Here is a 13,704-nt window from a genome sequence, read left to right as displayed (position 1 = left end):
GAATACCGGCGGGAGTCAAGTCGCCTCTTTCAGTGCAGGTTCGGGCGTGGCGGTCGGAAATTGTGCGGAAACCACGAAGTGGTCGGCGTCAGGACCCGCATGGAACTTTCCGCCCAGGAGTTGGACGCGCTCGCACATGCCCACGAGCCCGAGTCCGCTACCGGGGGAGGGTGGCATTCCAGGCTTTCGCTTGTTGCGGACTGACAGGGTCACATATCCCTTGTCTGGGCCTGCAACGGCCAGATCCACGGTGCCGTCGCCGTACCGGAGCGCGTTGGTCAGCGCTTCTTGTAAGAGACGTTGGGCGGCCGTGTGGGCTTGCGGCGCAAGGGATAGGAGGTGTTCGAGTCCGGCCGTCGAGACCTCCAGGCCGATGTCGCGGAAGCTCTCCAGAAGGTCCTCGATCATCCCCGCGTCGATCGGCGTCGTCGGCGCGATTTCAGCTTCGGACGCACGAAGAACGCCAAGCACTGTCGCAAGCTCTTCCAACACGGATTGGGTGGCGGCCTGAACATCGTTGAGGGCACGTTCGGCCGCGCTCGGTGATCGGAGCAAGTTCGCCCTCGCGACATTGGCGTGCACGCTCACCACCGCCAGGTGGTGCGCGACGCTGTCATGTAATTCGCGGGCGATACGGAGCCGTTCTTCTGCGACATGACGAGCCACTTCTTCACGTCGACGCTCAGCCTCTTCCTGACGCCGTCCGACCTCCGCAGCAAGATAACGTCTTTGGGCCTGAACCCACTGGCCGACTCCGACCATCGCCGCCGCCATGGCCACGAGCCCGAAAGCTCCGCCGCTGCCGCCGTCGATCCACGGTGCGTAGGCCGCGATCATCGCTGCACCGCTGACCACAACGCCAGCAGTCACGGCATTGAATCTGGGTTTACGCAGCGCGTAAAGGAAAAGCAGGCCCGCGGCGACTGCCCATGTGCCCCATGGTGCCGGGTCGTCCACTTCCAGACTGACCAGGAGTGCGGCAATTGCAACCGAAAAGTTCGGTGCTCGCCAAGCCATTGCAAGACCGACAGCGCCCAGAGCGAGGATTGACCATAGATGTGCGGAATCGGTGGTGCCGGTAACGATGACGGACACTGCACCAACCACGAGTGCGACCACGGAAAGGGCAGTGCCGGCGATCGCCCACGGGTCGAAATGCATCGGAGATCGGTCCGTCTTCATACCTCGAACGGTAGGCCTTAAAGGTTGATGACGCGATGCTCGGACTTCCTGAGTGGTCTCGCCCCTGCTCGACGTCACAGGCCCTGGTCTGGGCCTGGTTTGCGCAGACGTTTGCGTTCCGGCCGTAACTGGGACGCATCTTGGTTTGCTTTTCGTGGCGAAATCTATTGGGCAACAATTGATATGTAGACAGTAGTGAATCACCCCGGTGTGTCCGGAGGCTTCGTTCTCTGGGAAGGAGGAAGTCATGTCGTCAGGATCGCAAAGAGGTATCCGCGGGAGCTGCGTGAGCGTGCGGTGCGGATGGTCACCGAGGTTCAGCATGAGCACGCCTCGGAGTGGGCAGCTATCGAGTCGGTCGCGAGAAAGCTTGGCATTGGATCGGCTCAGACTTTGCACAACTGGATCCGCAAGGCGCAGACCGTGCCGGCCAACCCCGGGAGTGACGAGTGAGATGGCGGCGGAGGTGCGTAAGCTGCGTGCGGAGAATTGAAAGCTCAAGCGCGCCGACGAGATCCTGAAATCGCATCGGTTTTCTTCGCGGCGGAGCTCGACCGCAACAACAAGTGATCATCGACTACATCGTGAAGAACAAGCAGGAGTACTCCCGTCGTGCTGATCTGCAGGGTGCTCACCGAGCACGGCTGTCCGATCGCGCCGTCTACCTACTACGACGCTCGAGTCCGCGCAGTATCGAAACGGGCATTGCTCGATGAGTACCTCAACGTCGAGATCAGTCGTGTTCACGGCGAGAACTACTCGGTCTATGGGGCCCGGAAAGTGTGGCTACAGCTGCGACGTGAAGGTACTGTGGTGGCCCGCTGCACAGTCGAACGATTGATGAGCGCACTGGGCCTCGAGGGAGCGCGGCGCGGCAAAAAGAAGCGCACGACGATCGCCGACCCTCAGGGGCAGCGTGCGGACGATCTGGTGCAACGCAAGTTCAACCCGGTGGCATCAAATATGTTGTGGGTAGCGGACATTACATACGTTTCGACGTGGTCTGGATGGGTGTCTGTCGCGTCCGTAGTCGATGCCTATTCTCGTCGGATCCTCGGTTGGAGGACCTCGACAAGGATGACCACACCACTGGTTCTCGACGCAATCGAGCACGCCATCTGGACGCGGCGCCGCGAAGGAATCACCGACTTGGCGCGACGGCGAGTTAGGAGCCTTCGGGAGGCCCACCCGAGGGCGACCGCCACCCTGATGGAGTCGAGGACGTCGGGATCAGAGTCCAGGTAGTCGGCGTAGACCTCGACGGTCTCAAGCTCGCGGGACTTGCGGTGAGCGACGTGGTCGTGGCGCCACACCATCAAAGTCTGGTGAAACTCAATCCCGCGGTCACCGCTGGCGGCCCTGATCAACTCCTCGTAATCGACGTTGCGACGCTAGTCGCTGACAGCTATGCGTCCGTAGCTGATGACCGCAGCATCCCAAAGGGCACGCCGAACGAAGACGTTGGAGGGATGTCGGGTAAATCTGCCCTCGCGGCGAGAGCCATATCGGCGTGAATCAGGTCCGCCCATAGTGAGGCCCACTTGCCGAGGCGATTCGCGTCCGACTCGTCGCGATTCACCCGACGCACTTGGTAGGCCCGATCAGCCATGGGTCGATGGTGCCGGACGGCACCGCTCGTTGCCAGAGTATGCCCGCTTATTGTGAACCCCGGCGACGCCGAGTTTGCTCATGGCGTCATCTCGGCGGCTGAATAAATAACGGCCGGTTCAGGCCCGCCACTCTTTCTAAGTTGTGTACCCACCTACAACAGACGATGTAAGCGTGTAATCCGGGCTTTAGGGCTCGGATGGGTAGGGGAGGGCATCTTTGAGTCTGGGAAGGTCTCGAGCATTTCGATCACCGCTGGCACTCCGACGATCTTGGTGGCCGCCGCATCGGCGTGGTATTCCCCTGGCCAGTAAGAACGACCGGCGCCGACAAGAGACAGCGCTGTCACGACTGCACAGCTAAACACAGCCAGTGGTGCCAGATCAGGGTTTCCGATGTTGAAGGCAGGCGAGCAGAGGAGGACCACCACCAGGGCGGCGGCGCCGACGATGAACATCGGTGCCGTATAAATCCGCGCCCGTCTAATCCGTTTGTCTAGGTAGGGATCAGCCCAGTGGCCACATTCGTGCGCGACGGTCGCCCGGATCACCTCATCGCGAACGTTTGGATCATCAAGAAAGTTCGGAACGCGGATTGATATCTCGTTCGACTTCCTCTGATACCGGCCAGAAGACGCGCCAGGGGTAGTGTCGGTGAACTTCACGGTCGGACAGTCGCGGTAGCCTTCCAGTCGTGAAATCGACTGCTGCACCGTCGCATTGACCAGTCGCTGCCTTGCTTCGATCAAGACCTCACGATTCGCCCTCTGCTGCATCACGTAATGGTAACCACAGGCTGAGTATCGGCAGGGTGTGGCAAACGTAGTTCATGACAAAGTGCCGGATATGGACTTCTACGATTGGGTGTGTGACCGGGCGGCAGAGAAGGGCGTGTTTACAGATGCCGAGATCGCCAGGCTGGTAGGTACCAGTCAATCTACGGTTAGCCGGTGGGCAGTCGGTTCAACGCGCTGCCTGCACTTCCTGTGCGAACGGCGCCACTTCTTCCTGGCTGGGCGAGGTTACGACGAGGCGAGTGATCGCCTGGGCGTAGCGGATGACGCCACTGTTTGCTGTGCCCACTGTCACGTTAAACGTGGAAACAATGCGAAGCTCGGCACCCACCACGGCGGGCACACCCGGGGCAGTGCTTCCGGTGCCGTTGCAATCGCCCGCCGGACCGAATGAGGCGTTCGTGCGTTGCGCTTATTAACGCTGGGTGCGCCTCGCCTTCCACGTTTGTGATCTCAAAATATTTTCTGTGGTGAATTGTGTGCTGTTCCAATTAGCGAGCACATCTATTGACTCGACACCTTCATTGCGGCCTATTTCTTCGTCTTCGAGGTTTAGATGAATGAGCGCGGCTGTGCGATCGAGGTAGCACGTTAACTTGCGGGTGCCTGCCCATTCTTCCTGATGGTTTTCGCAGTTGGTAGTGATCGCGCGTTGGTTAGACGGAGGTGTCGATTCAGTGCGGGCCTGCCCGCGGCGCCAGGAGCCGTTGACTGTTGGTGCTATTTCCGTCGGACTTGCCGTAAGCGGAGTCTCCGAGAGAGACGGGGTGCAGGGAACGCCGGCGAGGTGGTGGTGGTCGTCGTACTGTCCGGCGAGCTCGGCGTCGTGGTGGTCGTCGATTCGACGGCTGGGGTTGACCCTGGCGTGGACGTGGGGCCGATGGCTGCTGAACCGGTGGCGATATTGGAATGTTATATAAGCCTGCGGCGCGCCGCGTAATATGCGCAGGTGGTGAAAGTTTCACTTCTCAAGTGTCCCCAATAATAGGGACAGCCATTCTCAAGGGGAGATTGCCGCGTTAACGCTGCTAAGATTCACTCAACATTGAGGTATGGGCGGTTTTATCAATTGGACATTGAACGTTGGATTTCCTAGAATCGCGAGGCGGAACATGGGCGCAAGGCGCGTTTTGATGCTTCTGGCAGTTGGCCTTCTGGCAAGCGGGTGCACCGCGTCGAGTCAAGGGGAGCCGCCGCGGCAGCTGCAATCATCGAAGGTATCTGCGTTGGGTGAATGGGCTCGCATAGACCCGGACGCGCTGACAGTCTCGAAAGTGTTGTCAGGCGATACGTTGCGCGTCAATGTCGACGGTGACGATGTTGACGTTGCGATCATCGGTATCAAGGCGCCCCGCGCCGACGCGACCGATGCGGTCGAGCAGTGTCTCGGGAGACTGTCGACTGCGCATCTTCGAAACAAGGAGGCAGGCGGCGGAGTTCGCCTCTTCTTCGACCCAAGTCAATCGCGGACGGACGACAAAGGCAGGCGGTTTGCACACGTGCGGCTCCTGGCCACGGGCTCGCAGGCCGGGGCGGAACAGTTGCGCGCAGGCTACGCCGAAACGATTCATCGCGGCGACTACCACAAACAGGAACTCAACTACGTCAGCGACGAAAACGAAGCGAAACAGAGCCACGTAGGGATATGGGACGAGCGTCTATGCAGATCCCCGGGCTGACCTGGGCACGCCCCCGGGGATCTCGACTCAGCCAGTGAGTGGCACGACTACCTCGCCGGTCCGCGAGACCTGTTGATGTGCAACATGTTTCGTGTGCAGATATTAGTATTCCCTTAAGTAACAATGACGAGGCTAGGTGGCTGCCGACTTGGCTATTTCCGCAGGTCCGACTCTCTCGGCTGTCAGTCACTCGTCCCGCATTGCGTGTGATCCTTTGAATGAGAATGGATTCGACGGCTTTGGCTCTGAGCGGGAAACCCGTCAACATCCTTTCGGATGGCGGTGGCGTCACCCACACACATGGGGGAACTTTAGGACAGATCCACTAATTGGTACGACTCAGTCGTGCTTGTGACGCTCGGCGACTTGCCGCAGTTGGTGCTGGTCGACTGAGCTGTTTTCGCGAGCATCCGGCCGCAGTTTTGCGTGCGTATCGAGATGCCTGCCGATAAGCCCTGGCTGGTTCAGCCGGCGTCTTTGAGCGTCTCGGCGAGGGCTGGGCGCCTGTTCCGAGAGCAAACTGCTGCGTACCCACTGCGTACCGGGGTTGCATGTCTGCATGTAACGTTCTGAACTGCGGTTTTGTGCCCCCAGTGGGATTCGAACCCACACTTGACGGATTTTAAGATTGCCGTTCTGGGTGTTAGCGATGTTGTGGATTTGTTGGAGATTGTTGGAACACGTAGCGCCAGGGTACTTTTCGTGTTTTGCGGGCGTTGGCGGGGGAGGGTCAGGTGCGGTAGCGCTGCGTACCCTCTGCGTACCCGCACGTGACTAATCGTGCTGACATTGCAGAGCCAAGGCGTTTGTCCCGACCGCCTACGAGCCGAAACTGAGTGGTCGACTACGCAACATCCGTACACGCTGCTAACGTTCGCCACCGAGCCTGGTCCTGTGCGCCACCCCCCGTCGCATACGGGTGCTCGCACCCCCTAAACCGCGAGCACCGGGACCAGGCTTTCCTGTCTTCCGCCCTTTGTGCCAATCCTGCATTGCCGCCCATCGGCTGTGGCCTATACCGTCGAGAAATGAAACGTCAACGCGCCGAACTCGAACGCGAACGACTCGCTGCCAAGGAGGCCGAAGAGACCGCCGCGCTAGGCACTGGCCGCAGACTCCGCGACTACCTCGGCACGTACGCGTCGCTGTTGATCCGCACCGACTTCACCGACGACGCTGCCTGGCGCGAGACAGCGTTAGCGGCCGTGGCCCCGCAACCCGACGACCTCGACGCCACCACCGAGTTACAAGCCAATCTGACATGTATCGACCACCCTGACAACGACGGCCTGACCGTGCCCAAGCTTCTCGAGTTGATCGGCTCCGGCCCGCCCCACTACGTGTTTCTGGTAGACCACGAAACCATCGTCAATCCCGAACACCCCATCGTCGCCATCGACACCAGTCCAGAGGAATGGGCCGAGGACACCGCCCACGTACGTGGGCAAACGATCCGCGTCATTCCCGAACAGATGTGGTCGATCGAAAACAACCTGTCCATCAGCAATGCGGGTTTCGATGACTTCGTCCGGGGCACCGATCCCGACGGGGTGTACCGCGGTTTACCCAAACGCAGGCCGCCAGCCCGCATCCTGACTACAGCCGAACTCATCGACGCCGTCGCACAGAACACGTCCACCGAAGCCCTGGCCCGCCTGCACCACACAGTGCAAGAGCTCGATGCGAATCTCACCTGGTCTTTAGGCCGGGTGAGAGACTTGACTCAACACCACAAGAACATCAGCGAATATGATGCCGGCGGAGCTGACGTGATCGGCCGTCACGATTATCTGTCGGCTGCTGCGACCGCTGATTCCGCGTTGTGGTTCATACTCTTTGTGCCGCGAGGGCACTGGCAGATCCTGGTAGACGAAGACACACTCCGCCCCCTCGCCGCGATGCTGGTGCAAATGCCAGCCCCTCCACCGCAGCAGTAGCTGCGCAAGGAATTTAGCCGCCCTGTAGCGGAGTTTAATTAGTTCGGGCGCGGCGCAAACCGACGCGCCCACACCTCCCGCACAGCGACCGCAAGCAGCACCACAGCCATCGCCTGCATCGTGTCGGCGTGAACGCTGTCGAAGACTCCTGGCGTAGTGGACAGCAGCAATCCCCACCCGATACATGGGGCGGCGACCGTCATGATTCCGGGCACTACCTCACCAGCCGAGATCGCTTCGATGACAGCAGCGATGAGTACGGCGGCGAACGCAATCGCCGACCACAACCGAGGATCGCTCCATGGGTCGTACGACGAGCCTGCGAAGTCGGCGATGACTACCGGTGAGTCGGTCAACCCGGTATACGCGGTCCAGCCATACTCCTTGGTGAAAGAGGTCGCCCCGATGTAGTTGCCGTACCCGCTAGCACCCGTCCAGGTGATCCCGCCTGCGAACAGTGTCGCAACCAGAAAGAGCCACCACGCACTATGGCCAGTGATTCGGGCGAGCGAGAACACTCGGTGCCGGGTCATGGCCACAAGTGTTGCAGGGCGTGCGATTGGCTAGGGGTGTGGGTCAAACGGTCTACCGACGCGGCCCCTCTCGTCGGCGACGCACCACATCGTCATACCCATCTCGACGCGGTCCCGCGCCTTGCTGCCGGTCGGCTTGATTGTTCCGAGGTGCGGCAACGGACGGTCGTTCGGTGGCAGTGGTGACTGCAACGCGGCGAACCCGTCGTCAGGCATGTGACGGCGGGCGGGCTCAGCTTCCAGGACCGCTGTCGAGCCACCAATTCGGTGGGCACGTTCTGCGAGCTGCTGCTCGCGGAGCAGAGTCAGACGTTGTGCCGCAGCAGCATTGTTCGCGGCTGCTTGTGCCTCGGCGATTGCTTCGACCGCGGCAAGGAGCTAACCCATGACCATCGCCCATGCCATCGCTGGGTCGGCGTGCGCTGATGCCAATATCAGCACCGCGGCCGCCCGTGTTCCCGACGACCGGGTCCGCATAACCGGACGTGGTCGGCTGTAGGTACGGGAGGCTGTACGGGCCAATGTGTTCGCCGCCTGCGCCAGCGGTCCGGGAACCGGTTCGGTACGTGCCGACCACGCCGCGAACACGTCCGAGACCACACCAGCTGCGCGGGCGACCTGCTCGCCGTCCTCGGCCGGGATGGATCGCACATAATCGGTCCACCCGGCTAGCTCGCGACGCGCGCTCGTTCCAACTGGCGATGCTGAACCTCAGCGGTGTCCAAACCTGCTGCAACTGAATGCGTAGAACGATCCTGCGCGTCGTCGCCCTCGGTGCTTGCATAGGGCAGCTTCGCCCGCACCTGGGCAACCGTGGCCGAATCCGGTCCGACGAGCTAATGCTGTGTGTACGCCATTGAGCCCGCGCTACGCTGCGCCCAGCATTGAGACGTGCTGAAGTGAGACGAGTCGGGCGATAGGCAGCGGGAGACGTGGTCTATGTGGGTCGCACGGCGTGCCAGCTTCCGTCCTCGGGCGGGAGTTTTTGCCATCCGCGTGCGTGGGCGCGATCGATGATGAGTCGTTCGCAGCGTGCTCGGTCGGTGGGCGAGGTTCGCCAGGTATCGACGGCTGCGGCGATTGTGGGTAGGACGGTCAGGTGCGGGTCACTGTGTCGGGCCGGGCGTTCTGCGGCCAGGATGCTGCTCCAGACGTGTCCACCGATGACGGGGTGGACAAACCCGTCGCCGATGCGTGCCGACATCATCATGCTGAAAGTTCGCGTGCCTGCGGCGTGGATGCCGTCGTCGTGGTCGCCGCCGAGGGCGAGCATCAGCTCTTCGCCGACGCGCTGCTGTGGGGCGGTGGTCATTTGGTGGCCTGCGATGATTGCCGCGCCAGGTTGACGGCGTGGAAACCTCGACATGATGTCGGCGACCGTTGCTGCAACGTGTGGGGGAATCAGCGGTGGGACGACATCGCTTGGTTGGTTGCGGGCGATCGCTAGATATCTGTGGCTTTCGCCGACGAATGTGTCCCAGGTTCCCTCCACGACCGAGTACTGTGTAGCACGGTAAATGAACCGGTCGAAGATATCTCGTGTGAACGGGACGTTGCGCCGCAACAGTTCTACCTGGGACACAGGCACGGCACCGAACAGGAGGTTGTCGAGGAACCCGTCCTCGATGTGAAGACTCACAATCAGTCCTCATGCACTCGGGAAACCGACGGACGACGCCGTCGGGCATGAGGTCACCTCAGAGCATTCAACCACCGTTGCGGCAATGACGGGTGCAGCCGGGGTCAGATCGGGCCGGCGGAACCGCGTAATGGGTTGATCGCGCCAGGTGCGTTCGAGTCGACCTCATCTCGAACCACGGCGTCGTCGAGCCAGGCCCGTCCGCATCACATCAATTGGCGCGCAGAAGCGCTGTCCTGTTTCGTAGCAACGAGTTTTCGCTCGTCCGGATTCAGCTGGTAATGAGACTTGTTCGAGTTGGCACCGAGCAGAACGACCTACCGATCGGGTGCTCGGATGGCTGGGTCAGCTCCGATATGCGGCGCCAAGCGCTTCGAATAAACGCGGGCCGTAGGATATTCGCCGCTGCAAGCCCCGGTCTGCGATCGGAACGACTGAGTTCGACGGCAAGCTATGGTCGGTAGGTGGTTGAAGAGGAGGTGGTCGCGAGTCCTTCGACCAACGGGCGAATAGGCAAGAGTGTTGGGCTGGAAGTTCTCCGTGAAATACTCGCAGCTCTTGTGCCAATCGTGGGGTTGATCATTGGCGGTGTGCTCGGGTGGTACACGTCGGCCTGGGTGGTTCATGCGTTTCGAGACGCATTTGATGTCCCAGAACTCTCGGCGGTTCCGATTCACGACCGCGCCCCCGGAGTACCAGGACCGACCCTTGGGTATTGGTTGTCGTGGGTATTTCCGCTCCTGACGGTCTACAGCGCTAGCACGCTGCTGCTGTGGAGGTGGCGGCGTGGACGGTTGCTAACCGGAACGGTCATCGCCGGCCTTAGCGCCGTAGTCCTGTTCCTGGTGCCCATCGCGATATCGATTGAGGTTGGCGGGTTCGCGCCCGAATGACCTCGAACGCAAGTCACATGAAGTCGTCCGACGATGTGACCTTCGCGCACAACCCGGCGTCTACCCAGAGGCTCAGCAATGCAGGCACTTTCACTTGTTTCAGCTCGTCCTGGTTTACTGGCACCGAGACGTGTAGATGCGAGACGAGTAGACCTGTGCGTCGCCATGCTGGCGTCCATGGGCATATATGAGCGCCGTCCATCCCGTTTACCGGATTTTCTGCGGCACTTGAACCTTCATTGCAGCCAGCGGTCCGTCGCGTTCGGTTCTGATCCCTACATCCAGGAACCTGAAACGGTGGAGATGTTGCCTTTCGAGGTAGGGCACATCCAGTACGAGACCTACTTTCCGTTGGAAAGCGAGGCAACGGCCCATCTCACGAACGACTACACGAGGATGGTCATCAACAGCGGACCGAGTACAGGGGTTAACCTTACGGCGCACCCCAACTTGCGGATGCCCGACTTCGAATGCCCGGCCATCGGTGATGCCAGTGCGAGTTCTAGTCGCATCGCAGCCCCGACGGAAATAGAAAGGCCGCGTCATCGGCATAACACTGGAAGACACGTTGGCCGCGATCGGCCTTCTCCTCAACGCCGAATCGTGTTCACGAGTTTCCGGAACTGCCGAATACAGGTCGTGGGGAAAAGCCGATCTAACGGGGCCGCCGAAGAGACTTCAGATCGTGCACTTCACAGTCGATAACGAGTCTGACCGCTGGTCGGAGAAAGTCGTCAAATACGGCGAAGGGCGTCGGTATTCGAAAGAGTCCGGCCAGGAGTACTTCGACGAGCGCGGCGAGGTCATTGACTACCTCTCCGGGGTTTCGGAGTGGCCAAAACTGGTCAGGATGTTGAAACCGAGCAAGTTCGAGATCTGGGGACGTCTTGGAGACAAATGGCGGATGACAGGCGCCGAGTCCGTCGAGCACGGCTATCTTCTGCACTTGGACCGTGAGATGTCGCAGTCCGTGGCGGAACTGTTTGTCGATACCACGTTCTCGTTACCGCTTCGCTGGACCGAGGTTCATCCACTCGGCCCAGCGAAGCAAGAGATTGAGATCAAGGGCTTGCACATTCCCGTGGAATGGAAGCGACTAACGGGCATGGACATGTCAGAAAAAGGCGAACACATGTTTGGGGGACCGCCCCTGCCCGACTACTGACTGTCAGCGTGGACTTGCGAACCGACTAGTGACGGCGAGCAGTGAACTGCGTACTGATCGGCGAGCCTGTCCCTACCGGAATCAGTTGGCGTGCAACGCTGGTGACACTGGGTGTTCCTGAAATTTCTCGTCACATGTTGACGGACTGACCCGGACCCCTGATTCGAACGATGAGGTGGGTGCAAACCGGGACGCCACGAGTGCGCAGAGTGTGGTTATGGCTCGGCGTCGGAGCAGTTGTCGTTGGTCTTCTGGTCGCCGGGACGATCACTGTGTCACGAGTGGTTCACCGCGCCCCATGCGAGGACCGAGAACAAGAGTTGATCTCGCAGATGCTCACAACAGGCAATTATCGCGGCCACCTGGTCTGCGGTGAGGCTACGAGGTAGTCGGCGCTGTGCGATGAGCTTGACAGTGCGGGTCTTGCGCGAGCCGCCCAGGTGGGCGAGGAATGGTCGCGACTCGGTCGACGCCGCTCCGCCGGGTTTCATTGCCGTCAGCAACTCCTCGCAATTGACTCCGTGGCGAGCATGGAACCGATAGAACGAGCCAATGGCGGACAGCTTCCGGTTGATCGTGCCCGCCGAGCAGTAGGGCGCGACCGTGGGCAGTGCCACCACTGCACCCCGACGAGCTTGTGGGGTGAGACGCAGCCACGCGACGAAGCGACCCAGATCCTCCAGAGCTACTGCTGTCCAGTCGATCTGGTGATCGCGAAGGAACGTGAAGTAGTCGCGCAGGTCGAAGGCGTACGAACGAATCGTTGTGGGGACCGTTCGATGACGCTCAGATGAGCTAGAAACGCTTCCGCGGGTTCGACGACCGAGTAGTCGTCGTCGAGCACGGTCCACGATTGGTCGCCACCGTCGGCGTCGAGCACCCGCTGCACCAGCATCTCGGCTTCGTTCATCGCCCAAGCAAACACGTGAGCCGGACCGTAGCCCGGGCTACCGACAGCGACCGTTCACCCAAGGTTGAAGTGTGTTTCGAGTGGCGAGCGGCGCGTATGCCGACTCGTTCGCTGTGTCGATCTGGCATGCTGCGGCGATGTCTACGTTTCGGGATTATTTGTGGTTGAAGGACGAGTCGTACGCGTCGTGGGTAGATACCGGTTATCTCGTCAGCTTGATCCGCGACTCCACCTCGAGCGATGTTCTCGATGCTCTGCGCGCGTTCAACAGGCGTACGCACGGTGTGGGCTACGCAGGGTTCGGTGCGCGGGTCAGCGAGTTCGAAGCGCTCGAACTGGTCAAACCGATGACTAGTTGCGCCCAGTTCGTCGGTGTCGCCGATGTGGGTGATGGATGGGTCTTGTTGATTCAGCACAATAGCGACTACTTAGGCGTTGACGGAAGATTGATGCGGCCGATTATTGAGCAGCATGAGGCCATAAGTCATTTCAGTAACGTCAACGCGGACTCCCGGTTTGTCTGGTGGCGCGACGGTGACTGTCAGATCTCGTTCGACACGCTGTCGCCAGGTTTCGATCTGGACGCTGCGGCAGCATCACCCACCGCAGGCTCACCCACCGTCTTAAACCTCATCCCCGAGGTCGGCGGCATCGAACTCGACTACTACGGGACTAGGACTGAGTTCTTTCACCAGGAGGGCGCCTTCGCACTCGCCGAACGCCTGACCGGGGTCGCCGTCACGACAGACCTACTACAGTCCGCGGATTTCACCGTTGCCATCGTCCCGACCGTTCCTGACGACGAATGCACAGTCGACCACGAAATGCCGCCGCGCCATTCCCTTCTGGGGGACCAGGCGTCCTGGGGTGAGGTCGTGCGCCTCAACCGATCGTGGGCAGACGCCACGATCCACGGAACCTTCGTCCTGACCGACTCCGGATCAGGGATCGAAGAGCAAACCGAAGTGGAGTTCTGGGTTGAACCGTTCGGATCCTCCCGGCAAGCTGACTCCGACGGCCCGGTGGCGATTTCGACGCCGCGTGGACATTGGCATCGTGGCCCGTACACACCCAATACGTGGCCTGAACAGCTGCTCGCGGTGCAACGCCGATGGGGCAGTTCGCTTGCGGATCTGCTCCCCGACTCAACACCGGCCATGTCGACCACCATCGCGGGACGACCAGCCTGGGAGTTCGTGCTCCCGCCGGAGTGGCGCGGCGGGCACCCAGTGGCGGTCGCCTTCGACGCGCGAACGGGCGTCGTCGTGCGCGCCGAAACAGACTATCGGACAGAAGAATTGACACACTTTGCTCTCGATGAGACCTTCGCCGCCGAGCTCTTCATCCTCCCTCAATGAGGATTGA

12 protein-coding genes and 1 pseudogene are annotated in these 13,704 nt (G+C 60.7%); 6 read left to right on the top strand and 7 right to left on the bottom strand.

Annotated elements, in window-relative coordinates; genetic code table 11:
* Window positions 1-15: 15 nt before the first annotated feature.
* Window positions 16-1,182 carry a sensor histidine kinase gene (locus AC51GR_RS23950; protein ID WP_496327157.1) on the bottom strand — a complete coding sequence of 389 codons (1,167 nt, stop codon included), beginning with the start codon at window positions 1,180-1,182 and terminating at the stop codon, window positions 16-18.
* A gap of 258 nt (window positions 1,183-1,440) precedes the next feature.
* On the opposite strand from AC51GR_RS23950, the pseudogene AC51GR_RS23945 reads away from it, so the two are divergent.
* Window positions 1,441-2,334: pseudogene (locus AC51GR_RS23945) on the top strand (IS3 family transposase); the annotation flags it as partial.
* A 610-nt stretch (window positions 2,335-2,944) separates the two neighbouring features.
* Here the strand turns inward: AC51GR_RS23945 and AC51GR_RS23940 are convergent.
* The gene (locus AC51GR_RS23940) at window positions 2,945-3,565 is read right to left on the bottom strand and encodes a M48 family metalloprotease (protein ID WP_496327156.1); all 621 of its coding nucleotides are present in this window, start codon (window positions 3,563-3,565) and stop codon (window positions 2,945-2,947) included.
* Window positions 3,566-4,635: 1,070 nt separating this feature from the next.
* On the opposite strand from AC51GR_RS23940, the gene AC51GR_RS23935 reads away from it, so the two are divergent.
* Window positions 4,636-5,262: a thermonuclease family protein gene (locus tag AC51GR_RS23935; RefSeq protein WP_496327155.1), complete on the top strand. Its 627-nt coding sequence runs from the start codon at window positions 4,636-4,638 to the stop codon at window positions 5,260-5,262.
* Between the two features lie 1,028 nt (window positions 5,263-6,290).
* Entirely contained in the window at window positions 6,291-7,199 is a 909-nt protein-coding gene (locus AC51GR_RS23930) for a DUF6924 domain-containing protein (protein ID WP_496327154.1), read from the top strand.
* A gap of 38 nt (window positions 7,200-7,237) precedes the next feature.
* Here the strand turns inward: AC51GR_RS23930 and AC51GR_RS23925 are convergent, their stop codons facing one another.
* From AC51GR_RS23925 to AC51GR_RS23915, 3 genes are all read right to left on the bottom strand, one after another.
* Window positions 7,238-7,732: a hypothetical protein gene (locus tag AC51GR_RS23925; protein WP_496327153.1), complete on the bottom strand. Its 495-nt coding sequence runs from the start codon at window positions 7,730-7,732 to the stop codon at window positions 7,238-7,240.
* 378 nt (window positions 7,733-8,110) lie between these two features.
* Window positions 8,111-8,383: a hypothetical protein gene (locus tag AC51GR_RS23920; protein ID WP_496327152.1), complete on the bottom strand. Its 273-nt coding sequence runs from the start codon at window positions 8,381-8,383 to the stop codon at window positions 8,111-8,113.
* Between the two features lie 286 nt (window positions 8,384-8,669).
* Entirely contained in the window at window positions 8,670-9,044 is a 375-nt protein-coding gene (locus tag AC51GR_RS23915) for a hypothetical protein (RefSeq protein WP_496327151.1), read from the bottom strand.
* Window positions 9,045-9,835: 791 nt separating this feature from the next.
* Here AC51GR_RS23915 and AC51GR_RS23910 point away from each other — a divergent pair.
* Both AC51GR_RS23910 and AC51GR_RS23905 read left to right on the top strand, forming a co-directional pair.
* The gene (locus AC51GR_RS23910) at window positions 9,836-10,264 is read left to right on the top strand and encodes a hypothetical protein (protein ID WP_496327150.1); all 429 of its coding nucleotides are present in this window, start codon (window positions 9,836-9,838) and stop codon (window positions 10,262-10,264) included.
* 685 nt (window positions 10,265-10,949) lie between these two features.
* Window positions 10,950-11,429, top strand: coding sequence for a hypothetical protein (locus AC51GR_RS23905; RefSeq protein ID WP_496327149.1), 480 nt, complete (start codon window positions 10,950-10,952; stop codon window positions 11,427-11,429).
* Between the two features lie 275 nt (window positions 11,430-11,704).
* Here the strand turns inward: AC51GR_RS23905 and AC51GR_RS23900 are convergent, their stop codons facing one another.
* Together AC51GR_RS23900 and AC51GR_RS23895 are read right to left on the bottom strand one after the other, a co-directional pair.
* Complete coding sequence (locus AC51GR_RS23900) at window positions 11,705-12,169, bottom strand: site-specific integrase (protein WP_496327195.1); 465 nt, start codon at window positions 12,167-12,169, stop codon at window positions 11,705-11,707.
* On the bottom strand, window positions 12,115-12,339 hold the full coding sequence (locus AC51GR_RS23895) for a hypothetical protein (RefSeq protein WP_496327199.1): 225 nt from the start codon (window positions 12,337-12,339) through the stop codon (window positions 12,115-12,117). The genes AC51GR_RS23900 and AC51GR_RS23895 overlap by 55 nt, the downstream gene beginning before the upstream one ends.
* Window positions 12,340-12,476: 137 nt before the next feature.
* Between AC51GR_RS23895 and AC51GR_RS23890 the strand changes: the two genes are divergently transcribed.
* The gene (locus AC51GR_RS23890; RefSeq protein ID WP_496327148.1) at window positions 12,477-13,697 is read left to right on the top strand and encodes a DUF6461 domain-containing protein; all 1,221 of its coding nucleotides are present in this window, start codon (window positions 12,477-12,479) and stop codon (window positions 13,695-13,697) included.
* Window positions 13,698-13,704 lie beyond the last annotated feature (7 nt).

The sequence above is a fragment of the Williamsia sp. z71 genome, from assembly GCF_059553375.1.
This window is presented reverse-complemented; position numbering and strand designations above follow the sequence as displayed.